Raw genomic sequence first — 25,516 nt, forward strand, 5'->3', positions numbered from 1 at the left:
CTTGATTCGATTTAGAAAGGTAATAAATAGTGGTTGACGTAAATCGTTTTAAAAGTATGCAAATCACATTAGCCTCACCAAATAAAGTCCGTTCATGGTCTTATGGTGAAGTTAAAAAACCTGAAACTATCAACTACCGTACATTGAAACCAGAACGTGAAGGACTTTTTGATGAAGTTATTTTTGGTCCAACAAAAGACTGGGAATGTTCGTGTGGAAAATACAAGCGTATTCGTTACAAAGGTATTGTCTGTGACCGCTGTGGTGTAGAGGTAACACGAGCTAAGGTTCGTCGTGAACGTATGGGGCATATTGAGTTAAAAGCTCCAGTTTCACATATCTGGTACTTTAAAGGAATTCCATCACGTATGGGATTAACACTTGATATGAGTCCACGTGCGCTTGAAGAGGTTATCTATTTTGCAGCCTATGTGGTGATTGATCCAATGGATACCCCACTGGAGGCAAAATCTCTCTTGACAGAAAGAGAATACCGTGAAAAGTTACAAGAGTACGGTCAAGGATCTTTTATCGCTAAGATGGGAGCTGAGGCTATTCAAGATCTTCTTAAGCGTGTTGACCTTGAGTCAGAAATTGCGACGTTAAAAGAAGAACTTAAAACAGCTTCTGGCCAAAAACGTATTAAAGCAGTCCGTCGTTTAGACGTTTTAGATGCTTTCTATAAATCTGGTAATAAACCGGAGTGGATGATTTTAAATATTTTGCCAGTCATTCCACCTGATCTTCGTCCGATGGTACAATTGGATGGTGGTCGTTTTGCAGCATCAGATTTAAACGACCTTTATCGTCGTGTGATTAACCGTAATAACCGTTTGGCTCGTCTTTTAGAGCTTAATGCTCCAGGTATCATCGTACAAAATGAGAAGCGTATGCTTCAAGAAGCGGTAGATGCTTTGATTGATAATGGTCGCCGTGGTCGTCCTATTACAGGACCAGGTAGCCGTCCGCTTAAATCACTCAGTCACATGCTTAAAGGTAAGCAAGGACGTTTCCGTCAAAACTTGCTTGGTAAGCGTGTTGACTTCTCAGGACGTTCCGTTATCGCTGTTGGTCCAACTCTGAAAATGTATCAGTGTGGTGTGCCACGTGAAATGGCCATTGAGCTCTTTAAGCCGTTTGTAATGCGTGAAATTGTAGCTAAAAATATTGCGCAAAACGTTAAAGCAGCAAAACGTTTGATTGAACGTGGGGATGATCGCATTTGGGATATCTTGGAAGAAGTGATCAAAGAGCACCCTGTTCTGTTGAACCGCGCACCAACTCTTCACCGTTTGGGTATTCAAGCTTTTGAACCAGTCCTTATCGATGGTAAAGCCCTTCGCTTGCACCCACTTGTCTGTGAAGCCTACAACGCGGACTTTGACGGTGACCAAATGGCGATTCACGTTCCATTGTCAGAAGAAGCTCAAGCTGAAGCACGTCTTTTGATGCTTGCGGCTGAACATATCTTGAACCCTAAAGATGGTAAACCTGTTGTTACTCCATCTCAGGATATGGTATTGGGGAACTATTACTTGACCATGGAAGATGCTGGTCGTGAGGGTGAAGGAATGGTCTTCAAGGATGCAGATGAAGCGGTGATGGCTTATCGTAATGGTTATGTTCATTTGCATTCACGTGTGGGAATTGCTGTTGATAGTATGCCAAATAAACCTTGGAAAGATAACCAACGTCATAAAATTATGATCACAACAGTTGGTAAAATTCTTTTCAATGCGGTTATTCCAGATGATCTTCCATATCTTCAAGAACCAAATAATGCTAACTTGACAGAAGGAACACCAGATAAATACTTCCTTGAGCCAGGTTCAGACATTAAAGCTGCTATTGCAGACTTAGAGTTAAATGTTCCATTCAAGAAGAAAAATCTTGGAAATATTATTGCAGAGACCTTTAAACGTCTTCGTACAACTGAGACTTCTGCCTTCCTTGATCGTCTAAAAGACCTTGGATATTATCACTCAACCTTAGCAGGTCTTACAGTGGGTATTGCAGATATCCCAGTGATTGATAATAAACAAGAAATCATTGATGCTGCTCACCACAAAGTTGAAGAAATCAATAAAGCATTCCGTCGTGGTTTGATGACGGATGATGACCGTTATGTAGCAGTCACAACAACTTGGCGTGAAGCAAAAGAAGCTCTTGAAAAACGCTTGATTGAAACACAAGATCCTAAGAACCCAATCGTTATGATGATGGACTCTGGAGCGCGTGGTAACATCTCAAACTTCTCACAGCTTGCCGGTATGCGTGGTCTGATGGCAGCTCCTAACGGACGCATCATGGAACTTCCGATCCTGTCAAACTTCCGTGAAGGACTTTCGGTATTGGAAATGTTCTTCTCAACTCACGGTGCTCGTAAAGGTATGACCGATACAGCCCTTAAGACTGCCGATTCAGGATACCTTACTCGTCGTTTGGTTGATGTGGCTCAAGATGTTATTATCCGTGAGGATGATTGTGGCACTGATCGTGGTTTGACCATTACAGCCATTACAGATGGTAAAGAGGTCACAGAAACACTTGAAGAGCGCTTGACAGGTCGTTATACTAAGAAATCTGTTAAACATCCTGAAACAGGCGAATTACTTATCGGTCCAAATAAACTGATCACTGAAGATAAGGCTGTTGAGATTGTCAAGGCTGGTGTAGAAGAAGTGACAATCCGTTCTGTCTTTACATGTAATACACGTCATGGTGTTTGCCGTCACTGTTATGGTATTAACTTGGCAACAGGAGATGCGGTTGAGGTCGGAGAAGCAGTTGGAACGATCGCCGCTCAATCTATCGGTGAGCCAGGTACACAGCTTACCATGCGTACCTTCCACACGGGAGGGGTTGCCTCAAATACAGATATAACTCAAGGTCTTCCTCGTATCCAAGAGATCTTTGAAGCTCGTAATCCTAAAGGGGAAGCGGTTATCACTGAAGTTAAAGGTGAAGTTGTTAAAATTGAAGAAGATGCCGCAACGCGTACGAAGAAAGTTTATGTCGAGGGACAAACTGGTAAAGGTGAATATGTGGTACCATTCACAGCGCGTATGAAAGTCGAAGTTGGGGACCAAATTGCACGTGGTGCTGCTCTGACAGAAGGTTCTATTCAACCAAAACGTTTGCTTGAGGTGCGTGATGCCCTTTCAGTAGAAACTTATCTTCTTGCTGAGGTACAAAAAGTTTACCGTAGCCAAGGGGTAGAAATCGGAGACAAACACGTTGAGGTTATGGTACGTCAGATGCTTCGTAAGGTTCGTGTCATGGATCCAGGGGATACAGATCTTCTACCAGGTACTTTGATGGACATCTCAGACTTTACAGATGCTAACAAAGATACTGTTATTTCAGGTGGTATTCCTGCAACAAGTCGTCCAGTGCTTATGGGAATTACTAAAGCTTCACTTGAGACAAATTCATTCTTGTCGGCAGCTTCATTCCAAGAAACAACACGTGTTCTGACAGATGCGGCTATCCGTGGTAAGAAAGATCATTTACTTGGTCTTAAAGAAAATGTTATTATCGGTAAAATCATTCCAGCTGGTACTGGTATGGCACGTTACCGTAATATTGAACCACAAGCTGTCAATGAGATTGAAACACTTGAAGAAGAATCTGTGACAGTGACAGAATAATAAACAGAGAGATTGGTTGATCCAATCTCTTTTTTATGTCTTAATCGTTTTAGCTTTTGGTTTTAGTTGAGCAAAATCTTTCAAAATTATCCTTCTTTTTTATATAATAGAAGCCAAAGTAAGGAAGGTATGAGCAGATGTATCATGTAGTAGAGATGAAGGGGGATTTTGAACCCTGGTGGTTTTTAGAAGATTGGCAAGAAGATATTGTAAAAGTCCAGGAATTTGATGATTACTATGAGGCATTAAAATGGTATAAGGTAGCTTGGCGTCGTCTGTATGCGGAATTTCCTCATTTTAATAGCCGTAGTGATCTCATGTCAGCTTTTTGGGATGAAACAGAGCAAAGATGGTGTGAGGAATGTGATGAATACCTCCAACAGTACCACTCTATTTTATTATTATCCGATTGGGAAAAAATTCCAGACTCTTGGTGCAGACCTGGCTATAAAAAGAAAAATTGCCAAATTAAGCATCAAACCTGTCAAATAAAGAAAGAAAAAACCGTTAATTAGCGGTTTTTTTATTTTGTCTTTCCGAATAAATTAGTAGGAGGAGATATGATACAGAATTTTGGAAAAGAGTTAATTTCATTTGCTGTAGCAAAACAGGCCCAAGATCTATATTTATTACCTTGTGGGGCCAACTATAATATTTTTATCCGATCAGGAGAAAAGAAGGAGTATTTGCAATATGATGATCATCTTGATTTGTCTCATCTTATTAGTCACTTTAAATTTATGGCAGGAATGAATGTTGGTGAGCAACGTCGCCCACAACTAGGTTCTTGTGATTATGTTTATGAGCAAGGAAAATCAGTTGCCTTGCGTCTATCCAGCGTTGGGGATTATAAAGGACAAGAAAGTTTAGTGATTAGATTACTTCATGATGGTCAGTCTGATTTAAAATTTTGGGACGATAGTGATAAAAAAGTCGGGGAAGCTGTCAGTGGGAGAGGGTTGTATCTTTTTTCGGGTCCTGTAGGTAGTGGAAAAACCAGCTTGATGTACCAATTAGCTAAGGAAAAATTTTCTAACCAGCAGATTATTACAATTGAGGACCCAGTTGAAATCAAACAGAAAGAGATGTTACAACTACAGCTTAATGAAAGTATTGGAATGACTTATGATAGTTTGATTAAGTTGTCTCTTAGGCATCGTCCTGATTTATTGATTATTGGTGAAATTAGAGATTATGAAACAGCCCGTGCGGTTGTTAGAGCTAGCTTAACAGGGACTACGATTTTTTCAACCGTTCATGCTAAGAGTATCAAAGGAGTGTATGCAAGGCTACTAGAGCTGGGCGTTTCAGAATCAGAGTTAAAAAATAGTTTACAGGCTATTTTTTATCAACGTTTAATTAAAGGAGGAGGGTTAGTTGATGTGGCAAAAGAAAATTTCCAACAGCACTCAGCAAGAGTTTGGAATCAAAGCCTTGAAAAACTTTTTGACCAAGGAGAGATCACTCTTTCAGAAAAAATCACAGAAAGCATTAAAGATTGAGCAACAAAAAAAGATTATTCAGCTTTTTAGTAATCTTTATTCTAGTGGTTTTCATTTATCAGAAGTTGTAACGTTTTTAGAGCATAGTCGTTTGTTAGCACCAGTTTATATTAAGAGGATGCAGTCTTCTTTAGTAGCTGGTAAGAATTTGTCACAAATTATGGCGGAGCTCTCTTTTTCTGAAGCGGTTGTGACACAATTATCCTTATCTGAAATTCATGGAAATGTTTCACTTAGTTTGGAGAAAATTGAGAGCCATCTAGAGCAGATAATATCTGTTAGAAAAAAATTGTTTGAGGTAGCAAGTTATCCTTTTATCTTATTGATCTTTCTTGTTGTGATTATGCTTGGATTACGTCAGTATCTTTTACCACAATTGGAAGGGGATAATCTTGCAGTAAAGGTCCTTAATCAACTCCCACAAATTTTTTTGATGACTGTGATGTGTCTTTTTTTCACAGTTATCCTAGCGAGATGGTACTTTAAGCGAAAGAGCCGTCTGGCATCTGTGACATTTTGGTCGAAGGTTCCAGTGATTAGATCTTATGTTAGGCTTTATTTGACCGCTTACTATGCTAGAGAGTGGGGAAATTTACTGGGGCAGGGACTGGAGATTCCTCAAATTATTAAGATTATGACAGATCAGCCAAAGTCTTTGTTTAAAGAGGTAGGAGAGGATTTAGAAAAAGCTTTTTTGTCAGGTCATTCCTTTCATGAGCAAATTTTAAGTTACTCCTTTTTTCTGCCTGAATTGAGTTTGATGATTGAATATGGACAAATCAAAGCCAAGCTGGGCAGTGAATTAGAGATTTATGCTCAGGAAAAATGGGAAACATTTTTTCAAAAAATTAATGCCAGTATGCAAATTATTCAGCCCATAGTTTTTATTTTTGTAGCACTAATGATTGTGATGATTTATGCAGCAATGTTACTGCCTATGTATCAAAATATGGAGGTTCAATTTTAAATGAAAAATTTACAAAACGTTTTAAAGAAGTTTAATATGAAACAAAAGAAGCTTCAAGCGTTTACACTTATAGAGATGTTGGTGGTTCTTCTAATTATCAGTGTCTTACTACTTCTTTTTGTCCCTAATCTGACCAAACAAAAAGAAAAGGTCGAAAAGACAGGAAATGCAGCGGTGGTTAAAGTTGTTGAAAGCCAAGCAGAGCTATATGCCTTAAACGGAGAAACGGCTACCCTCTCTAAATTGACGTCAGAAGGGTATATTACTGAAAAACAAGCAGAAAGTTATCGTCACTATGCTGAAGAGCAAAAAATTCCGAATTAAAGGCTTTACCCTTCTTGAAAGTCTTTTGGTTTTATCCGTCACTAGTTTTGTGGTCCTTAGTTTTAGTGCAACTTTTAAAGGAGTGCTATCTCAAGTAGAGGAGGATTTGTTTTTTATTTCTTTTGAACATCTTTATAGAGATAGTCAATCTTTATCAGCTTTACGTTCAGAGCCCGTTCAGCTAGTGTTATCGGATGGTGTTATTTCAAATGGTCAAACCAGTCTTGCTCTTCCTAAGGGAGTAACAGTTGAAAATGGTCTCAACTTAAGGTTTGATCACAGGGGCGGAAATTCCTCTATGAAAAAAATTAGCTTTCAAACACGTCAAAAAACAATACGCTATCAATTGTATATGGGGAGTGGAAAATATAAAAAAACAGAGAATTAAGGCTTACATCCTTCTTGAGAGTATGGTGGCGATGAGTATTTTTGTGGCTATTGCTAGTTTAACTTTAACTCAAATTCGTAATAGTCGAAGCCATTATCAAGAGCAGTTACAAGAGGCAGAGATGCTCAACCAAGCTAAGATGGCTATCCAGACGGGAGAAAAAGGAGAAGTGGAGGTACGTTTGAGTACAACTCAGATTATGGTATATGAAAATGGTAAAGAAATGTGGCACGTGGTCAAATATTAGACTAAGAGGGTTTACTTTAATAGAGTGTTTACTGGCTTTACTCGTTATATCAGGCAGTGTCTTACTTTTTCAAAGTATGAGCCAAGTTTTAAGTCACGAAGTAGCAGTCTTATCACAAAGTCCGAGAGAAGAGTGGCTCTTGTTTTCTGAACAGTTGCGGTATGAGCTGGAGGGTGCTCAGCTTATCAAAGTGGAAGGAAATAAACTTTATGTTAAAAAAGCTGGAAAGGATATTGCTTTTGGTCAATCACGGTCAGATGATTTTAGAAAGACAGCTTCAGATGGAAGAGGCTATCAACCTATGTTGTACGGTCTAAGTTCAAGCCATATCCAACAGTCTGGTCAGCTTGTAACGATTTCTGTGGTCTTTCATCATCAAATGGAGAGGACTTTTACTTATGTTTTTGAAAAAACGTCTTAAAGCAGGTGTCTTATTATACGCTCTTATAATGGTGAGTTTGTTTGCTCTTTTCTTGCAGTTCTATAGTAGTCGTCTAGAGGCTAATCAAAAAAAATTAACAGAGATGCGACAGTCACAGACTGCATATTTTATTGCTTATTTAGCGAGAGAAAATGTGACCAAGCAGATCCCATCTGGTCAACTGCAGTGTGATAAGGGAAGCTGTGCTTATCAAGTTAAGGACAAGAAAATCCATGTGCGTGTTATTTTAAAAACAGGTCAGACTTATAGTTATGTTCTTCCTATGAATAGCGAAAAATAGGGATTTTTGATATGATAGAGGTATGAATTTTGAAAAGATTGAACAGGCTTATAGCCTTATTTTAGAAAATATCCAGTTGATTGAAAACCAGATTAAAACCAATCTTTATGATGCTTTGATTGAACAAAATAGTTTTTATCTTGGTAGTGAGTGTTCGGATGAGAAGGTAAAAGAAAATAATGCCATTTTGCATCAATTGGCCTTAGATAAAGAGGAGTGGCGTCGAACGTTTCAGTTTATTTTTATCAAGGCTGCTCAGACAGAAAAATTACAAGCTAATCATCAGTTTACCCCAGATGCGATTGGGTTTATTCTCCTCTTTTTACTAGAAGAACTGACCACAAAAGATAGTCTAGATATTCTTGAAATTGGAAGTGGGACGGGTAATCTTGGACAAACTCTTCTCAACAATAGTCGAAAAGATTTGGATTATTTAGGGATTGAGGTCGATGATCTTTTGATTGATTTATCTGCTAGTATTGCTGAAGTTATGGGATCTTCTGCTCAATTTTTGCAAGAAGATGCCGTTCGTCCTCAGATTTTGAAAGAAAGTGATGTCATTATTGGAGATCTTCCTGTCGGATATTATCCAAATGATGACATTGCGAAACGCTATCAAGTTGCTAGTAGCGATGAGCATACTTATGCTCATCACCTTTTGATGGAGCAATCATTGAAGTATCTCAAAAAAGGAGGTTATGCTCTCTTATTGGCACCGGTTGATTTGTTGACCAGTCCACAAAGTGATTATCTAAAATCTTGGTTGAAAGATTATGCGAGTGTTGTAGCGGTTATTACACTGCCAGAAAATACTTTTGGGCATGTCAAAAATATGAAATCAATTTTCATTCTTCAGAAAAAAGCAGAGCATGTCCCAGAAACCTTTGTTTATCCCTTGAGTGATTTACAAGATCGTGATGTTCTGTTAGCCTTTACGGAAAATTTCAAAAAATGGAGAGCAGATAATAAGATTTAAGAGGAAAATTCTGATATAATATATAAGAAAACGATTTCAAAAGAGGTATATTATGTCAAAAACAATTGCAATTAACGCAGGAAGCTCTAGTTTAAAGTGGCAACTTTACCAAATGCCAGAAGAACGCGTGTTAGCAAAGGGGTTAATTGAGCGTATTGGGCTTAAAGATTCAGTGTCAACAGTCAAGTTTGATGATAGATCTGAGTCGCAAACATTAGATATTGAAGATCATACGCAAGCTGTAAAGATTTTACTTGAAGATTTAAGCCGTTTTGGTATCATAGCTGATTTTTCAGAGATCACAGGTGTTGGGCATCGTGTCGTTGCCGGTGGAGAGTATTTTAAAGAGTCAGCACTTGTAACAGATGAAGTTTTAGCACAAGTTGAAGAACTGGCTTTATTAGCTCCTCTTCATAATCCAGCAAATGCTGCTGGGATTCGTGCTTTTAGAGAAATCTTGCCAGATATTACTAGCGTCGTTGTTTTTGACACTGCTTTTCATACTAGTATGCCAGAGGTTGCTTATCGTTATCCTCTTCCTAAAAAATACTATGAAGACTTTAAAATCCGTAAATATGGGGCGCATGGGACAAGCCATCAGTATGTTGCAGGTGAAGCGGCTAAGGTTTTAGGAAAACCACTTGAAGAGTTAAAGCTCATTACAGCACATATTGGAAATGGTGTTTCAATTACAGCTGTTGACGGTGGTCGGTCTGTGGATACCTCAATGGGCTTTACTCCCCTTGCAGGTCCTATGATGGGGACACGCACAGGTGATATTGACCCTGCTATTATCCCTTATCTCATGGATCGTGACGAGACTTTTAAAGATGCAACAGCTATTAGTAATCTCCTCAATCGCCAATCTGGTTTATTGGGTATATCTGGTCAATCTAGTGATATGCGTGATATTTTGGCTGGAGTAGAGTCAGGTGATCATGATTCAACATTAGCTTACGAGATGTTTATTGACCGTTTACGGAAGTATATTGGACAATATATCGCCGTTATGAATGGTGTTGATGCGCTTATCTTTACAGCAGGGATTGGAGAGAATGCGAGCGATGTTCGTGCCAGTGTGGTTGAAGGATTGACTTGGCTAGGTTTTGATATTGACCCAGACAAAAATATTTTTGGGGCTGAGGGCATCATTTCTCCAGAAGATTCGCGTGTGAAAGTCCTTGTGATTCCAACAGATGAAGAATTGGTTATTGCGCGTGATGTTGAAAAGTTGAAAAAGGTATAAAATAAAAAAAGCTGGGTTTCTCTCAATGGTTAGATTTTAGATCTACTGTTGAGATAGGCTCATCTTTTATTTTTTACTTATTTTGTTGAATCCGCTTTCCAAAAGAGATATACTTTAAAGAGAAGAAAGGATGGCAAGGGAGATAGGAGGATAGGATGAAGAATGAAATCAAATTGATTGTGAGTGACATCGACGGGACGATTTTAGATAGTCACCATCGGTTAGATCCTAAATTGCAAAAAGTCGTTAAGCTTTTAAAAGAACAGAATATTCCTTTAGTTTTAGCCTCAGCGCGTTCCCCTAAAGGCATCATTCCTCTCGTCAAAGACTTAGATATGCTAGAATTTCCTTTGGTGGCTTATAATGGTGCCCTAATTGGCTATCTAGAAGATGAGGTATTTCAGGTATTAAGTGAGCAGACGATTAGTGGACATGAGTTACGCTGTATTTTAGACTTATTAAAGAAATATTTTCCGACTATTTCGGTAAATTTGTATTCAGGAATGGATTGGTTGGTTGCTACTGCGGATCAGTGGGTAAAAAGTGAGGCTGCTATTACAGGGGAGACTCCTTATGTCTGTCAGTTAGAAGAATTTGTCAAAAAATCCCCTTCTGTTCATAAGTTGTTATTGATAGGTGATGAAGCAGAGATTGGGTCCTGTTTTGCGTTTTTACAAGAGCAGTCGTTTTTAGAAACTAGTTTTTATTTATCTAAGAGTAACTATCTAGAAGTGACGCATAAAGAGGTGTCTAAAGAGCAAGCTTTGCATTTTTTGACAGATTATTATGGTCTTTTTTTGGAGCAAGTTATGGCAGTGGGGGATAACTTTAACGATCTTCCTATGCTAAAGGCAGCTGGGCTTGGCATTGCTATGGGAAATGCTCCTGAAGAAGTAATCAGTCAAGTCGATACCAAAACCTTATCTAATGATTATCATGGTGTCTCAACAGCGATAGAAAAGTATGTTTTATTAAAAATAGAGAATTGACTTGGACCAGCTTGAATAATCCTTAATCTTCTGATAGACTGGTAATATTAAAATGGATTAAGGAGAAAGTATGAATAAGGTATTGTCATGGCTTCTGCGTTTTTTTGCAGTGATTGGATTATGGATTGTACTGACCCTTCCTCAAGTTCCTCTAACTGCTATCATCTATGGTAAAAAAGGATTTACCGAAGGACAGAGTTTTATCGTGATAGGTGCATTTTTGTTGGCTATTTTATTTTATATCTGGTTGGCTAGAAAACAAAAGGTGCTAGATACTGATAAAAAACTTGATCTTAGAACCTTAGTGTTATCAGTTGGGGTAGGTTATGGTAGCATTATTCTAACTAATATTATTGGAACGCTGATTATGACTGTTGAAGGGGCTAATAATACAGCGAATCAATCAGCGATCGAAGAGATGGCTAAGTCTGTTCCTCTTGGAGTCTTGTTTGTGATGATTGTCCTTGGGGCGCCTATTATGGAAGAGCTTTTGTTTAGAGGGTTTGTTCCTAAATTTTTATTTAAAAATAAAGTTTTAGGTTTAGCTATAGGGAGTCTTCTTTTTGCTCTTAGTCATGGTCCGACTAATATTGGAAGTTTTGTACTATACGCTGGGATGTCTGCGGTTCTGGCTGTAGTCGTTTATAAGACTGATAATATTCTTTACAGTGTTTCATTACATGCTTTTAATAATTTTATTGGTTTTTTAGCCATAGCTTTCCTACAAAAATAATAAAAAGTTCTTGGAGTAAATTCCAAGAACTTTTTTGTTTTACATATTTTTTGATTTTTCGATAGTGGCATCAATGGCAGATACAACACTAGCTGTGAAGCCTGTTTTTTCAAGATCTAAGATACCTGCAACTGTTGTGCCCCCAGGGCTTGAAACCTTATCAATAAAGGTATGAGGGCTATCATCATGAGTCAATAAATTTTGGCTGGTAGCAAGAGTAGTTTGAGTGACAATAGCAAGGGCTAGGTCTTTGCTAAATCCGTATTTCACACCTGCTTTTGCCAAGGCTTCGATAAAAAGAGCGATATAAGCTGGGCTGGATCCAGCTAAAGCAGTGAAGGTGTCAAAATCTTTTTCAGGAATATCAAAGGTCTCTCCAAATGAGTCGGTAATGGTTTTTGCAATCTCAAATAGCTCGTCAGAAACGTAGGCATTGCGACAAATGGCTGTGGTACTTTTAAGAATTTGAGCATTGAGGTTTGGCATGATGCGGATAATTGGGAGATCTTGTTGCGTGAGATGAGCTAAGGTTTCTAGAGAGGTTCCAGCTGCCATAGACAAGATAGGTTTCGTAATTTGGACTTGCCCTAATGCTGTCACTAGGACTTGGGGCTTGATGCCTAACACTATTAGGTCAGCCTCAGCAATCAACTCAGCATGGCTCTTAGCATAACCTACTCCAAGTGCTTGTGCACGTTCTTTACTAAAATCTAAGTTGACCTCAGACAAGATAATTTCAAATCCTTTGTCTGCAGCCTTAAGTCCCGTAATAATGGCAGAAGCCATTTTTCCAGCTCCGATAAATCCGATTTTCATAAGGTCTCCTTAATAATGTTTTAATAAATCCACAGTGGAACGATCTAATTTTTTGACAATAGCTTGTAAGAAAGCTTGGGCTTCTAAGAAATCATCCATGGCATAGAGGGTTTGGTGTGAGTGAATGTAGCGAGCGCAAACACCAATAGTTGTTGATGGAACACCGCTATTCTTAAGATGGGCAGCCCCTGCATCTGTGCCTCCTTTTCCACAATAAAATTGATATTTAATCCCAGCTTCTTCAGCAGTATCTAATAGGAAGTCCCGCATCTCTTTTAGCATCACATGACCTGGATCGTAAAAACGAATCAAGGTACCCTCCCCAATTTTTCCTTGATCGCCATAGACATCTCCAGCTGGTGAACAATCTACGGCAAAAAATAATTCGGGATCAAATTTTGTCGTTGACACATGTGCACCACGTAATCCCACTTCTTCTTGGACATTAGCTCCTGCAATCAGGGTATTTGGAAGGTTTTGTCCTTTTAGGTGCTCTAATAATTCAGTTACCATTAAGACACCATAGCGGTTGTCCCAAGCTTTAGAAATGATATTTTTTTGATTGGCGGTTAGAATGGCTTGACTGTCTGGAATAATCATATCTCCTGGAAGGACACCAAAGCTTTCAGCTTCTGCCTTGTCTGTAAAACCAGCATCAAAGATAATATCAGAAATTTTTGGAAGACTGTTCCCTGTTCCCCTTAGAAGATGAGGAGGGACTGATCCAGAAATAACTGGAATTTTTGCTCCTGATCGTGTGTGGAGAGTGAAGCGTTGAGAACTGACCACAAGAGGATTCCATCCTCCGATTTCTACAACACGAAAGGTTCCATCTGGTTTAATGTCACTAATCATGAAGCCAACTTCATCCATGTGAGCAGCGACCATGATGCGAGGGGCATCTTTATCTTGGCTTTTTCTAATCCCAAAAATACCTCCTAGTCCATCAGTTTCAACATCATCTACCAAAGGGGTAATCTTTTGACGTAAAAATTGACGAACAGGAGCTTCATAACCAGCTATAGCCGAAAGTTCGGTGACTTCTTTGATTTTATCGAATAATACCATAATTTACCTCGATTCTATGCTATTATTATATCATATTTTGAGGGTGGTATTTGTAGCGAGATTTTTAAAACGCTCCTTGTTCAGCAATCCGAGACCTTTGTTGTTAGAAGGATTTTTCCGTTCTTGGTAGCTTGTTCTTATGGTATAATGGTTATTATGAGATATAAAAAGGTAGCGATTTTTTCGAGTTTATTAGGCTTTGTTGGACTAGCTGTGGCAGGTTATTCGACTTATCACAAGCAACAGGATAGGAAAAAAGAGCAAATCATTAAAGAGATTCGTACTTTTTTTGATAGTTTTGGTCCGATTCAGGTGGTTTATTTGAATGATTATGAGGACAATGATAAAGAGGTGACAGGCGGTGTCATTTTTGAGGATGATTCGCGTTTTGTTTTTGTTTATCGTCAAGGAGACATTGATTACAAGGAGGATGGAGATGAAAAAACCAACTAATATGGAGGAGTTGGCCTCTTATGTGAGTCAAGTTGGGAAGACAGTACTCTTGTTTACGGCAGATTGGTGTGGTGATTGTCGCTTCATTTATCCTGTTTTACCAGAAATTGAAGCTGAAAATCCAGAGTTTACATTTGTACAGGTGGATCGTGATGCCTTTATGCCTGTAGCACAAAAATGGGATATTTTTGGTATCCCTAGTCTCCTAATTTTAGAAAATGGTGTCGAAATAGCTCGTCTAGTTAATAAAAAACGTAAAACTAAAGATGAAATCAATAACTTTTTAGCTGAATGGAAATAGTGGAGGAAATATGATTTTTACATACAATAAAGCTCATGTTGGTGATGTTTTGATGGTAATTGTGGCAGATAGCAAAAACCAAGAAGTAGCGGTTGAGAAAAAAGGTCAGGTTGCGCGTGTTTATCTTGAGGCATCAGGAAAAACAGTGGCTTGGAATATCTTTGAAGCTTCAGAGATTGCTGAGATTAAAGGAAATGGTCAAGTCTTTCTAAGTGATGAAGCTGTGGCTGCTTTTAATAAGGTTTTAGAGGCAGAGGGCTTCACAGAGAAACTTGAGAATGATAAGGATCCTAAATTTGTGGTTGGGCAAATTGTTTCAATGCAAGCACATGCAGACAGTGATCATTTAAATATCTGTCAGGTGCAAGTTGGTTCTGATAAAACTGTGCAAATTGTAGCTGGAGCTCCTAATGCTGCTGTTGGTTTAAAAACTATTGTAGCTCTTCCAGGTGCTATGATGCCAAGTGGTAGCTTGATTTTTCCAGGACAATTGCGAGGCGTTGAGAGTTTTGGTATGATGTGTGCGCCACGTGAGTTAGCCTTGCCAAATGCTCCACAAAAACGAGGTATTATTGAGCTAGATGATCAGGCAGTCGTGGGTGAGGCTTTTGATCCTCAAAAGCATTGGACGGCATAACCTAGCAGGGATAAAGTGTTCAAATGATAAGGAAAAGAGTGAGATCTTTTCCTTTTTCTTTTTCATTTTCGAATAAATTAGTAGGAGGATGAAAAATGTATAATAAAGTGATTATGATTGGTCGTTTGACAGCGACACCAGAGATGGTAAAAACGAGTACAGATAAAAGTGTGACACGCTTGACACTAGCAGTTAATCGCCGTTATAAAGGAGCAAATGGTGAGCGAGAGGCGGACTTTGTGAATGTCGTCTTCTGGGGTAAAACTGCAGAGAGCCTAGCTAGTTATGCGAGTAAAGGAAGCTTAATTTCTCTTGATGGTGAGATTAGGACAAGAAAGTATGACAAAAATGGTACAACACACTATGTCACGGAGGTCTTAGGTCAAAGTTATCAACTTCTGGAAAGTCGAGCACAGCGTGCGATGCGAGAAAATAAAGGACAAGATGATTTAGCAGATCTTGTTTTGGAAGGAGAAGACCTCCCCTTTTAATCATAAGGGAGGGATCTAGGTAAAGAGTTTTACTATCCATCATCTCAATGAAGGTAAATTCCGACTATTTTAAAAATATCATCAGATTTTTAGGACAATCAAAACTAACGATAAGACAAAAAGAGGTGTTAAACCTCTTTTTTGTCTTTGATTTTTCCTCTTAAAAACGTGTTATAATAAAATGAGTAAATCAAAAGAAAGGGGATCTTGTGAAAAAAGTTTTGATAGGGTTTAGCTTGTTGTTGTCTATAGTAGTGGTTGGCTGGATTTATCTGACCTATCGTTTTCAAGAGGTTTATTCTACTCAAGAAAAAATAGGGGTTTCCTATATGACCTTAAATAATGAGTTTTATCAGATGGTGAACTCTGAAATTGAAAAGGCAGTGGCTCTTTCAGGAGATAAATTATATTTAAGAGATCCTGCTTTGAATATTGATAAGCAAGTTCAGCAAATCGAGTATTTTATGGATGAAAAGGTGGATGCTATTATTTTAAATCCTGTTCAGAGTGACCATGCCTTGCTACTCAAAACATTAAAACGTGCTAAAAAACAAGGGATTAAACTGATTGTTGTAGATAATCAACTGTCGGACTCTTCTGTGGCAGATAGTACGATTCAGTCTGATAATTACCAAGCAGGGCTTCTTTTATCTCAGGAGTTGAAGCGTCAAAAATCATCAGCTAACATTTTGGTCTTAGAGCATCCTAATGTCCTATCAACCAAAGAGCGCCTTCGAGGCTTTAAGGACGGCTTAGGGGATGATGAGGGCTATCATATCATTTCAGAGCAAAATGGTCTAGGACAAACGGAATTGAGTATGCCATTGGTTTCAAAAGTTATAAAAGAAGGAGTAACATTTGATACGATTATGGCGATTAATGATAGAAGCGCTATCGGTGCCCTAGCTGCTGTTAAAAAATCAGGGAAATCAGATGTTGGCATCTATAGCGTGGATGGCTCGCCAGACATCAAGGAACTTTTAGCAACAGAATCCTTAGTGAAGGCAAGTGTTTACCAATCGCCGATGACGATGGGAGAAAAGGCTATTGCAACAACTTATGATCTCTTAAATGGAAAATCAGTTGATAAGGACATCAAAGTCGGAGTAGGCTTGGTGACACGGACTAATCTTGATCAATATCCAGTGGGGTGGCAATGATGTCCATAAAAAGTATAGGTTATGCCCAGTACGGTTTAATTGTCATCAATTTCCTAGCGGTTTTATTTAATGCTTCGATCTATTTATTTGTTCCATCCTATGTTGTGAATAAGGGACTAAGTTATGCACTTTTAACGCAGTTAGAGAGTTTACCTGATGCTCCAGAGTTTATTTTTTGGGGATCTTTCTTACTTTACGGTTTATTGTTGTTGTTCATGTGGGTGCGCAAACAATATGGTCAACGCTTTGAAGAGTTTGAGTTAGTCTTTATCATGGTGCAACTCTTGTTAACGGTCTTTTTGTTTCTTGTCTTACAACGCTCTTATAATGGTATCTTTTTATTGGTTTTTGCAGATATTTTTTATCATAAAAAAGAGTGGCATCAGACCGTGCGTAATCGCTATTGGTTAGCTTTGCTAATGATTAGCTTTTTGATCCTACTTTTAACGGATACAGCTATTTTATCTCTGGTGATTTCCTCACCTTCTATCGATACTTATATTTCTTTTGCGCCATCAAGTTGGCAACTCCCTTTATTTTTTATAAAAAATGGGCTTGTGTCTTTAAATATGATTGTCTTTCTTTTATGTCTTGTTTTTTATATTGCGCAAGCTTTTGCGGAGCGTCAAAAAGTTCAAGAAGAACTGGAGAAGGTGTCGAGTGTGAATGATGAGTTGAATCATTATGTCGCCTTATCTGAAAAAATTGTAGAGGATAGAGAAAGAAAACGCATTGCTCGTGAAATTCATGATACGCTTGGTCATGCTTTAACAGGTATTTCTGCGGGGGTTGATGCGGTACGGGTCTTGGTAGATAGGGATACAGATCTGGCTAAAGCTCAGCTGGATACCGTTTCAAAAGTTGTTAGAGAAGGGATTACGGATGTCAGACGTTCGATCAATAAGTTGCGTCCAGGTGCACTGGAAAACCAAACCTTGCAGGAAGCCTTGAAGAAGATGATTTCTGAGTATGAAGAGGTGTCGTATTTAAAGATTAAGCTCGATTATCATTGGGGGAATGTCGATCTGGACAGCATGAAAGAGGATGTTATTTTTAGGGTGATTCAGGAATCTATCACCAATTCACTCAGACATGGTCATGCTAAAACGATTACGATTGAGATGACTTATGATACTTATTATCAAATTCGGATTAAAGATGACGGGCAAGGAAGCCCAGAAATTGTATATGGTTACGGTCTGAAGCAAATAACAGAACGCTTAGCTATTATTGGAGGTTATGCCCGTTTTGATGGACGTAGCGGCTTTGAAACGAAAATTATTATTCCTAAGTTAGAAGGAGAGCAGTATGATTAAAGTACTACTGGCAGATGATCAAGAACTCATTCGTGAGTCTTTGCGGATTGTTCTAGCGAGCTATGAGGATATCGATGTTGTCGCAGCTGTTAGTGATGGCGATCAAGTTTTGGAGGCTATTAAAGACAGTAAGCCTGATGTTATCTTGATGGATATCAGGATGCCTCATATGGATGGTGTTTTATGCACTAAGGCAGTGAAGTCCTTGTATCCGAATATCAAAATTATTATTTTAACCACTTTTGATGACGATGATTTTATTTTTAGTGCTTTAAAATATGGTGCATCAGGCTACTTGTTAAAAGGAGTTTCGATGGATGATTTGCATCACGCTATTGTGACCGTTCATCAAGGACAAGCCATGATTAACCCTGATATTGCGACAAAAGTGTTTAAAATTTTTTCTCAGATGGCACAATCGAACTACACCATTGCGATTAAAGAGGAAAACTTAGGAGAAGTATCACAAACGGAGTGGAAAATTATTCAGCAGATTGGCTTTGGGCTCTCTAATAAGGAAATCGCGGCAAAATTATTTTTATCAGAAGGAACTGTTAGGAATTACTTATCCATTATTTTGGCAAAGCTACACTTGCGTGATCGGACACAACTGGCTATTTGGGCTGTTCAATCAGGTGTTACCTTAAGAGATTTTGGGGTGTCTGATGACTAAGTTAAAGCAACTTTTTCCTATTCTTTTCACCATTTCTTTACTCCTTGGTTTAACTTGGTTACAAATGCGTCCTAAAAAGCAGGTCCTTTATCTAGGGACTTATGCAGGAAGTAGTTGGGATGTGCCAAACGGTCAGGATAATGACTACCTTGATGATGTGATTAAGCGTTTTGAAGAAAAATACCCTCTTATCGATGTGGTCTATGAATCAGGTATTCCAAAAGAGGATTATTCAGATTGGTTGGCAGAAAAACTGATTACAGGGCAAGACTTAGATGTGTTCATGGTCACTCAAGAAGACTTTAATTTGTTGGTATCCTCAGATAGTTTGATGGATTTAACGGCTATGGTTAAAGAGGGAAAAATTAGCACAGATTATTATCCTTCAGCCTTACTAGCAGGTCAATATCAGACCAGACAGTATGCCCTTCCTCTTGAAGCCAATCCTACCTTGCTTTGTGTCAATCAAGAGTTACTACAAAAAGAGGGAATCTCTCTTCCCAAAGAACCACTGACCTTATCTGAGTTTTATCAATTGTGCCATCGTCTGACAAAAGATATTGATGGAGACGGTAGTTTGGATCAGTTTGGGTTAGTTGGCTACACTTGGCAAGATGCCCTCTTGGCTTATGGCAGTGATAGTTTTTCTTCAGATGGTGAAGAAGTTTTCCTCAACAGCCAGTCTAATCGTGAAGCGCTTGCTTTTTATACAAAGCTTTCAGCCTTGACCAAACAGGTGAAAGTGACATCTGATGATTTTGATCAAGGAAAGGTGGCTTTTATGCCCATGACCTTGGCTCAGTACCGTACCTATAAGCCCTATCCATACCATATTGCCAAGTACTCTAATTTTTCTTGGACTTGTGTCCAAATGCCTAAAAATGGAGACCTTTTAAACACCAGTAAGGTGGCACATACCTTAGTGGGGATATCAGCGAAAACAAAGAAATCAGCCTTGGCTTGGCAATTTCTAAACTTCCTTTCACGAGATCCATCGGCTCAAGAATGGCTAATGAAAAAATCACAAGGCATGTCAGTTTTACCTAAAGTGGTTGAAAGTGATGCTATTGTGTCTCTGCTGAAAGCTGATAAGTTTGGTTCAGATGCCTTGAGTGTGACAACCTTATCTCAGATAGAGATGAGCGCTTATAGCTTACCTAAGTTTAAGAACTATCAGCGTCAACTGGAAAAAGCAGATTATCTGGTGACACAAGCTTTAGAAAATGACACCATAGACACAGAGCTTGCCAATATCCAAAAAGAACTAGAAAGAAGCCAATAAAAAGTTAAGATCAGCACTCAGTATGAATTGATATTAAAGTCCGACTTTGTCGGATTTTTTTGATGATGTGACATTTGTCATTTTCTTTATGATAAATGTTAGGGGATAGAAGTGACAAACAACAATTTGAAATCGGTTACAATTGTATTACAATAAAGACAAATAAAGGAGAAATGCTTATGAAGTATCTATTATTGATTAGTCATGGCGGGCTAGCTGAAGGCCTACGGACCTCTCTTGCCATGTTTGCAGGAGATCAGATGGATCAGGTGTTGGCGATTGGTCTAAAGGAGGGCGAGGGAGTTGATGCTTTTGGTGAGCGTGTTCAATCGCTTTTAGCAGAACTACCTGATGAGGCAGAGTTCGTGGTACTTGCGGACATTGTTGGTGGAAGCCCGTTGACAACCGCTCTAGAGGTTCTGGCTGAGAGAGGGAAACTTGAGACGGCAACGGTCCTAGGTGGGATGAATCTAACCATGGCTCTAACCACAGTGGTCATGAAAGATCTGCTAGAGGGCTCAGCTTTAGTCCAAGCTGTACTAGCTGAGAGCGCCACAGCCTTACAAGAGTTTAGTTTAGCTAGCGATGTAGATGCAGACGATGATGATATTTAAGTAGGAGGAAGACACATGACAGTATCATTTGTACGTATTGATGACCGTATGATTCATGGACAAACCGTAACACGTTGGGCAAAAGAGTATCCTTGTGATGGTTTGATTGCCGTGAATGATGCCGCGGCAGGTAATAAGGTTTTGACCCAAGCTTATAAGGGAGCTTCAGATAAAAAGACATTTGTTTGGACCAAGGAAGCTTTTGGACAAAAATCACAGAAAGTTTTAGATTCAGATACACGTTATTTTGTGATTACAAAAAATCCTATTGATATGAAAGAGCTTTTGGTGGATCAAGGATTTGTACCAGGTGATGTTAAAGAAATCATTGTAGGACCAGCTAATGATCGCCCAGGTGCCGTAAAATTAGGAAATAACCAGTCTATCACTCAAGAGGAAGCAGAAGCTATTGAGGCTATTGAAAAAGCAGGTTATCGTGTGAAATTCCAGCTCCTTCCAGATGTTTCTATTGGTTATTGGTCTGATTTCAAAGCAAAATTTGGTTTCTAAGATGTTTAGAATCATAGAGATACCTGTAAAAAAATTCTATTGAAAATATTATTCTTTCCTTGTGTCTGCTGACACTGCGTCAGATTCCTATTTTCTTACGGATTTTAAAACGGGCTTAGTATCTTGGTATAAAGGGAGGTTTGTTATGACTATTTCTTGGTTACAGGCGGCAATTTTAGGGTTGTTTGCGAGTTTGTCTTCTATGCCTGGTATGGGAGGCTCAAGTATTGGGAACTATACCTTGGGTCGTCCTTTGGTAGGTGGTTTAATTTGTGGTTTGGTCTTAGGAGATCTTAAGACAGGGATCATTTGTGGGGTTGCCATGCAGTTGGTTTACATTGCCTTGGTAACACCAGGGGGGACTGTTTCAGCTGATGTCCGTGCGGTATCTTATATCGGTATTCCTCTAGCCATGGTGGCTATTCATTCACAAGGGCTTTCAGCAGACTCTGCTGATGCTGCTAACTTGGCTAAATCTATGGGAACCTTGGTTGGTACAGTGGGAACTGTTCTCTTTTATGGGACAGCTACAATGAACCTTTTGTGGCAACATATTGGTTGGAAGGCTGTTGAGGAAGGAAACTTTAAGAAACTCTATAAAGTTGACTGGGTTTATCCTTGGATTTCTCATGTGTTGTTCTCATTTATTCCAACCTTGATCATGTGTAAATTGGGGGCAGATGCGGTAACAGCTCTTAAAGAAGCTCTTCCGATGGATGGTATCCCAATGAAAACACTCTTTACTGTTGGTTCACTATTACCATGTGTAGGGATTGCCATTTTATTAAAACAAATTGTTGAAAAAGCAGTTGACTTTATTCCATTTTTTGTAGGTTTTACCCTTGCAGCATCCCTTGGCCTCAACTTGGTGTCAAGTGCGGTGATTTCACTTATTTTTGCAGTGATTTTCTATGAAATTGCAAGTGTGCGTAATATGAAAGCAGCTGCGCCAGCAGGTGTTGATTTTGAAGATGATGACGAGGAGGATATCTAAGATGGCTCAAAAGAAAATTTCTCAAAAAACTTTAACAAAATCATTCCACCACTGGTATTATGGACATCTGACTTGTTTTTCACAAGAGCATATGCAAACCTTTGGTTACTTGACTTCTATGCTTCCAATTGTGGAAGAGCTTTATGATAAAAAAGAAGATCAAGCAGAAGCCATTAAAACCTATACTGCCTTCTTTAATACTGAGCCACAACTAGGTTCACTGGTCGTGGGGATTACTGCAGGTCTTGAAGAAGCGCGTGCCAATGGAGCAGCTGGTGTCAATGATGAAACCATTAACGGTCTTCGTGCTGGCTTGATGGGGCCTGTTGCAGGTATCGGTGACTCTCTTATCGTTGGGACCTTGATTCCTATTATCTTAGGAATTGCACTAGGTTTATCTAATGGTGGTTCTCCAGTAGGTGCGATTTTCTATATTATTGTTTGGAACCTTTTAGCTTACTTTGGGATGAAGTTTGCTTACTTTAAAGGTTACGAATTAGGAGATAAAGCAGTTGAGTTTCTTGTTGGTGCTCAAGGGCAAGCTATCCGCAAATCTGTTTCTATCGTTGGAGGTATGGTTATTGGTGCCGTTGCTGCAACATGGGTACCTGTAAAAACAGCTTTCCAATTGAAAAATGCTAAAGGAGAAGCCTTCCTTGTTCTTCAAGATCAACTTGATGGAGTTTACCCAGGTCTCTTAACAGCTCTCTTTATCTTCCTTTGCTGGTGGTTAATGGCTAAGAAAAATCTATCACCAATTAAAGTGATGTTGCTTCTAGTTCTCATTGCTTTTGTTGGGGTTATTACAGGCTTCTTTAACCCAGGTTTGTCTTACTAAGAAAAGGTGAAATGATGCGTCAACAAGAATTAATCCAAGGTTATGAACAAGAAATCAAATACCAACAACATATGTTAGATAATCTAGGGAGATGGCTAACCCTTCTCTTTAGTCTAACAAGTTTAGGTATTGTCCTTGCATACTCCTTTCATTCTAACTATATTATCTTGTCAATCTTTGGATGGATTTTGGCAATCCTGTCAGGGCTAGCTATGCTAGTCTTTGGATACGGCATCTATAAGGGAAGATTAAACCTTCAAAAATTGGTAGCAGATTTTGAGCAACAGCGACAACGGCTACACTAAAGATAGGGTAGGAAAGGCTAAAGATTTAGCTAATTTCCTATCCTATTTTTGTAATGTTTTTTTCTTGACTATTTTTGACCAAGTGATACAATAAGAAAGGTAAAGATTAGCACTCTTTATCAATGAGTGCTAAAACGAATGGAGGATACAGATGTTAAAACCTTTAGGAGACCGTTTAGTGGTCAAATTTGTAGAAGAAAAAGAAGAAACTGTTGGTGGCTTTGTCCTAGCAGGTGCTAGTCAAGAAAAGACTAAAAAAGCTCAAGTACTAGCCGTAGGTGAAGGGATTCGTACCTTGACAGGTGAGTTGATTGCCCCTAGTGTTGCTGTCGGTCAAACTGTTTTAGTGGATAGCCTAGCTGGTATTGAAGTCAAAGAAGACGGTGAAAAACTAAGCATTATCCGAGAAGCAGATGTATTAGCAATTGTAGAGTAAGAGGAGAGAAATATAATGGCAAAAGAGATTAAATTTTCAGCAGATGCCCGCGAAAGTATGGTACGTGGAGTTGATATTTTAGCAGATACGGTCAAAGTAACCTTAGGTCCTAAGGGACGTAATGTCGTTCTTGAAAAAGCTTTTGGCTCACCTCTTATCACAAATGACGGTGTGACCATCGCTAAAGAAATCGAACTGGAAGATCATTTTGAAAATATGGGAGCTAAATTAGTTTCTGAAGTAGCTTCAAAAACCAATGATATCGCAGGAGATGGGACGACAACAGCAACGATTTTGACACAAGCTATTGTGCGTGAAGGTTTGAAAAACGTCACAGCTGGTGCTAATCCAATTGGTATCCGCCGTGGGATCGAAGCAGCCGTTACCGTTGCCGTTGATGAGCTAAAAGCGCAAGCACAACAAGTTGAAACTAAGGAAGCCATTGCTCAAGTTGGAGCAGTTTCTTCTCGTAGTCAAAAGGTTGGAGATTACATATCAGAAGCGATGGACCGTGTTGGTAAAGAGGGTGTGATCACTATCGAAGAGTCTCGTGGTATGGAGACAGAGCTTGAAGTGGTAGAAGGCATGCAGTTTGATCGTGGCTATCTTTCACAATATATGGTGACAGACAACGAAAAAATGGTAGCTGACCTTGAAAATCCATTTATTTTAATGACAGATAAGAAAATCTCTAATATTCAAGATATTCTTCCTCTTTTAGAAGAAATTCTAAAAACAAACCGTCCGCTTTTAATTATTGCAGATGATGTAGATGGAGAAGCTCTTCCAACTCTTGTTTTAAACAAAATTCGTGGCACGTTTAACGTTGTGGCAGTGAAAGCTCCTGGTTTTGGTGATCGTCGAAAAGCTATGCTTGAGGATATTGCCATCCTAACAGGCGGGACAGTGATTACAGAAGATTTGGGTCTGGATCTTAAAGATGCGACCATGCAGGTTCTTGGACAAGCTGCGCGTGTAACGGTTGATAAGGACTCAACAGTCATTGTTGAAGGAGCAGGTGAAGCAACAGCGATTGCTAACCGTGTTGGTATCATCAAATCACAAATTGAGACGACAACATCAGAATTTGACCGCGAAAAATTGCAAGAGCGTTTAGCTAAGTTAGCAGGAGGCGTAGCGGTTATCAAAGTTGGTGCTGCCACAGAGACAGAGTTGAAAGAAATGAAACTCCGTATTGAAGATGCTTTAAACGCTACTCGTGCTGCTGTTGAAGAGGGAATTGTCGCTGGTGGAGGAACTGCCCTTGTCAATGTTATTGATAAAGTGGCAAGCCTTGAGTTAGATGGAGATGAAGCGACAGGTCGTAACATTGTTAAACGTGCCCTCGAAGAGCCTGTTCGTCAAATTGCTTACAATGCAGGATATGAAGGTTCCGTTGTTATTGATAAGTTAAAAAACAGCCCAGCTGGCACAGGCTTTAACGCTGCAGACGGTGAGTGGGTGAATATGATTGAAGCAGGTATTATCGATCCTGTCAAAGTGACACGCTCTGCTCTTCAAAATGCAGCCTCTGTTGCTAGCCTTATCTTAACAACCGAAGCCGTAGTTGCCAACAAACCAGAGCCAGCTGCACCAGCTCCAGCTATGGATCCAAACATGATGGGTGGCATGATGTAACCAAGATACTTTTACGTTAAACAAAGCCCAACAAAAATAGGAACTTGATACCAAGATACTAAGCCCGTAAAAATCCGTATGAAAATAGAGCTCGACCGCCGTGTCGCATGACACAAGAGCGAGCATCATTTTCACAAGGATTTTAGGGCGAGTTCAATTAAATCAAGATACTAATCCCGTAAAAATCCGTATGAAAATAGGGCTCAACCGCCGTGTCGCATGACACAAGAGCGAGCATCA

At 39.2% G+C, this 25,516-nt stretch carries 30 protein-coding genes; 28 read left to right on the forward strand and 2 right to left on the reverse strand.

Annotated features, from left to right (window positions below; translation table 11 throughout):
• Window positions 1-29: 29 nt before the first annotated feature.
• From rpoC to ACEE75_RS01380, 13 genes are all read left to right on the forward strand, one after another.
• Window positions 30-3,650, forward strand: coding sequence for a DNA-directed RNA polymerase subunit beta' (gene rpoC / locus ACEE75_RS01320; protein ID WP_354369174.1), 3,621 nt, complete (start codon window positions 30-32; stop codon window positions 3,648-3,650).
• 137 nt (window positions 3,651-3,787) lie between these two features.
• Window positions 3,788-4,165, forward strand: a complete 378-nt coding sequence (locus tag ACEE75_RS01325) for a DUF1033 family protein (protein ID WP_354369172.1) — start codon at window positions 3,788-3,790, stop codon at window positions 4,163-4,165.
• A gap of 45 nt (window positions 4,166-4,210) precedes the next feature.
• Window positions 4,211-5,152, forward strand: a complete 942-nt coding sequence (gene comGA / locus ACEE75_RS01330; protein ID WP_354369170.1) for a competence type IV pilus ATPase ComGA — start codon at window positions 4,211-4,213, stop codon at window positions 5,150-5,152.
• Window positions 5,085-6,119 carry a competence type IV pilus assembly protein ComGB gene (gene comGB, locus ACEE75_RS01335; protein ID WP_447574834.1) on the forward strand — a complete coding sequence of 345 codons (1,035 nt, stop codon included), beginning with the start codon at window positions 5,085-5,087 and terminating at the stop codon, window positions 6,117-6,119. Before comGA ends, comGB begins: the two co-directional genes overlap by 68 nt.
• The gene (comGC, locus tag ACEE75_RS01340) at window positions 6,120-6,443 is read left to right on the forward strand and encodes a competence type IV pilus major pilin ComGC (protein ID WP_447574829.1); all 324 of its coding nucleotides are present in this window, start codon (window positions 6,120-6,122) and stop codon (window positions 6,441-6,443) included.
• On the forward strand, window positions 6,415-6,831 hold the full coding sequence (gene comGD, locus ACEE75_RS01345; RefSeq protein WP_447574827.1) for a competence type IV pilus minor pilin ComGD: 417 nt from the start codon (window positions 6,415-6,417) through the stop codon (window positions 6,829-6,831). Before comGC ends, comGD begins: the two co-directional genes overlap by 29 nt.
• The gene (gene comGE / locus ACEE75_RS01350; RefSeq protein ID WP_449164820.1) at window positions 6,803-7,078 is read left to right on the forward strand and encodes a competence type IV pilus minor pilin ComGE; all 276 of its coding nucleotides are present in this window, start codon (window positions 6,803-6,805) and stop codon (window positions 7,076-7,078) included. Before comGD ends, comGE begins: the two co-directional genes overlap by 29 nt.
• A complete protein-coding gene (gene comGF / locus ACEE75_RS01355; protein WP_447574823.1) occupies window positions 7,038-7,499 on the forward strand; it encodes a competence type IV pilus minor pilin ComGF in 462 nt (153 codons plus the stop codon). The genes comGE and comGF overlap by 41 nt, the downstream gene beginning before the upstream one ends.
• Window positions 7,477-7,800, forward strand: coding sequence for a competence type IV pilus minor pilin ComGG (gene comGG / locus ACEE75_RS01360; RefSeq protein ID WP_427894983.1), 324 nt, complete (start codon window positions 7,477-7,479; stop codon window positions 7,798-7,800). Before comGF ends, comGG begins: the two co-directional genes overlap by 23 nt.
• Before the next feature lie 22 nt (window positions 7,801-7,822).
• Complete coding sequence (locus tag ACEE75_RS01365) at window positions 7,823-8,776, forward strand: class I SAM-dependent methyltransferase (protein WP_447574821.1); 954 nt, start codon at window positions 7,823-7,825, stop codon at window positions 8,774-8,776.
• 52 nt (window positions 8,777-8,828) lie between these two features.
• Window positions 8,829-10,022, forward strand: coding sequence for an acetate kinase (locus ACEE75_RS01370; RefSeq protein ID WP_447574819.1), 1,194 nt, complete (start codon window positions 8,829-8,831; stop codon window positions 10,020-10,022).
• 155 nt (window positions 10,023-10,177) lie between these two features.
• The gene (locus tag ACEE75_RS01375; protein ID WP_447574818.1) at window positions 10,178-11,011 is read left to right on the forward strand and encodes an HAD family hydrolase; all 834 of its coding nucleotides are present in this window, start codon (window positions 10,178-10,180) and stop codon (window positions 11,009-11,011) included.
• A gap of 70 nt (window positions 11,012-11,081) precedes the next feature.
• On the forward strand, window positions 11,082-11,744 hold the full coding sequence (locus ACEE75_RS01380) for a CPBP family intramembrane glutamic endopeptidase (RefSeq protein ID WP_447574816.1): 663 nt from the start codon (window positions 11,082-11,084) through the stop codon (window positions 11,742-11,744).
• Window positions 11,745-11,783: 39 nt separating this feature from the next.
• On the opposite strand, the gene proC is transcribed toward ACEE75_RS01380, so the two are convergent.
• Complete coding sequence (gene proC, locus ACEE75_RS01385; RefSeq protein WP_427894993.1) at window positions 11,784-12,560, reverse strand: pyrroline-5-carboxylate reductase; 777 nt, start codon at window positions 12,558-12,560, stop codon at window positions 11,784-11,786.
• Between the two features lie 9 nt (window positions 12,561-12,569).
• On the reverse strand, window positions 12,570-13,631 hold the full coding sequence (gene pepA / locus ACEE75_RS01390; RefSeq protein WP_447574832.1) for a glutamyl aminopeptidase: 1,062 nt from the start codon (window positions 13,629-13,631) through the stop codon (window positions 12,570-12,572).
• Window positions 13,632-13,784: 153 nt separating this feature from the next.
• Between pepA and ACEE75_RS01395 the strand changes: the two genes are divergently transcribed.
• From ACEE75_RS01395 to groL, 15 genes are all read left to right on the forward strand, one after another.
• The gene (locus tag ACEE75_RS01395) at window positions 13,785-14,081 is read left to right on the forward strand and encodes a DUF4651 domain-containing protein (RefSeq protein WP_447574814.1); all 297 of its coding nucleotides are present in this window, start codon (window positions 13,785-13,787) and stop codon (window positions 14,079-14,081) included.
• A complete protein-coding gene (locus ACEE75_RS01400) occupies window positions 14,065-14,382 on the forward strand; it encodes a thioredoxin family protein (protein WP_447574812.1) in 318 nt (105 codons plus the stop codon). The genes ACEE75_RS01395 and ACEE75_RS01400 overlap by 17 nt, the downstream gene beginning before the upstream one ends.
• Before the next feature lie 10 nt (window positions 14,383-14,392).
• On the forward strand, window positions 14,393-15,019 hold the full coding sequence (gene ytpR / locus ACEE75_RS01405; protein WP_447574810.1) for a YtpR family tRNA-binding protein: 627 nt from the start codon (window positions 14,393-14,395) through the stop codon (window positions 15,017-15,019).
• Between the two features lie 95 nt (window positions 15,020-15,114).
• Entirely contained in the window at window positions 15,115-15,510 is a 396-nt protein-coding gene (locus ACEE75_RS01410) for a single-stranded DNA-binding protein (RefSeq protein ID WP_447574808.1), read from the forward strand.
• Window positions 15,511-15,719: 209 nt separating this feature from the next.
• On the forward strand, window positions 15,720-16,670 hold the full coding sequence (locus ACEE75_RS01415) for a substrate-binding domain-containing protein (protein ID WP_447574806.1): 951 nt from the start codon (window positions 15,720-15,722) through the stop codon (window positions 16,668-16,670).
• Window positions 16,667-17,986, forward strand: a complete 1,320-nt coding sequence (locus tag ACEE75_RS01420) for a sensor histidine kinase (RefSeq protein ID WP_447574804.1) — start codon at window positions 16,667-16,669, stop codon at window positions 17,984-17,986. Before ACEE75_RS01415 ends, ACEE75_RS01420 begins: the two co-directional genes overlap by 4 nt.
• Window positions 17,979-18,659, forward strand: a complete 681-nt coding sequence (locus ACEE75_RS01425) for a response regulator transcription factor (protein ID WP_427895009.1) — start codon at window positions 17,979-17,981, stop codon at window positions 18,657-18,659. The genes ACEE75_RS01420 and ACEE75_RS01425 overlap by 8 nt, the downstream gene beginning before the upstream one ends.
• The gene (locus ACEE75_RS01430) at window positions 18,652-19,941 is read left to right on the forward strand and encodes an ABC transporter substrate-binding protein (RefSeq protein WP_447574803.1); all 1,290 of its coding nucleotides are present in this window, start codon (window positions 18,652-18,654) and stop codon (window positions 19,939-19,941) included. Before ACEE75_RS01425 ends, ACEE75_RS01430 begins: the two co-directional genes overlap by 8 nt.
• Before the next feature lie 179 nt (window positions 19,942-20,120).
• The gene (locus tag ACEE75_RS01435) at window positions 20,121-20,555 is read left to right on the forward strand and encodes a PTS sugar transporter subunit IIA (RefSeq protein ID WP_427895019.1); all 435 of its coding nucleotides are present in this window, start codon (window positions 20,121-20,123) and stop codon (window positions 20,553-20,555) included.
• 15 nt (window positions 20,556-20,570) lie between these two features.
• Window positions 20,571-21,065, forward strand: coding sequence for a PTS system mannose/fructose/N-acetylgalactosamine-transporter subunit IIB (locus tag ACEE75_RS01440; RefSeq protein ID WP_427895021.1), 495 nt, complete (start codon window positions 20,571-20,573; stop codon window positions 21,063-21,065).
• A gap of 145 nt (window positions 21,066-21,210) precedes the next feature.
• Window positions 21,211-22,059 carry a PTS mannose/fructose/sorbose/N-acetylgalactosamine transporter subunit IIC gene (locus tag ACEE75_RS01445; RefSeq protein WP_427895023.1) on the forward strand — a complete coding sequence of 283 codons (849 nt, stop codon included), beginning with the start codon at window positions 21,211-21,213 and terminating at the stop codon, window positions 22,057-22,059.
• A gap of 1 nt (window position 22,060) precedes the next feature.
• Window positions 22,061-22,897 carry a PTS system mannose/fructose/sorbose family transporter subunit IID gene (locus tag ACEE75_RS01450; RefSeq protein ID WP_447574800.1) on the forward strand — a complete coding sequence of 279 codons (837 nt, stop codon included), beginning with the start codon at window positions 22,061-22,063 and terminating at the stop codon, window positions 22,895-22,897.
• 14 nt (window positions 22,898-22,911) lie between these two features.
• Window positions 22,912-23,202 (forward strand): DUF202 domain-containing protein, encoded by a 291-nt coding sequence (locus ACEE75_RS01455; protein ID WP_447574798.1) that lies wholly within the window; start codon window positions 22,912-22,914, stop codon window positions 23,200-23,202.
• Window positions 23,203-23,353: 151 nt separating this feature from the next.
• Window positions 23,354-23,638, forward strand: coding sequence for a co-chaperone GroES (gene groES, locus ACEE75_RS01460; protein WP_354369858.1), 285 nt, complete (start codon window positions 23,354-23,356; stop codon window positions 23,636-23,638).
• Window positions 23,639-23,653: 15 nt separating this feature from the next.
• A complete protein-coding gene (gene groL / locus ACEE75_RS01465; RefSeq protein WP_354369857.1) occupies window positions 23,654-25,276 on the forward strand; it encodes a chaperonin GroEL in 1,623 nt (540 codons plus the stop codon).
• Window positions 25,277-25,516 lie beyond the last annotated feature (240 nt).

This window comes from Streptococcus sp. 11273D007BT (assembly GCF_053547195.1).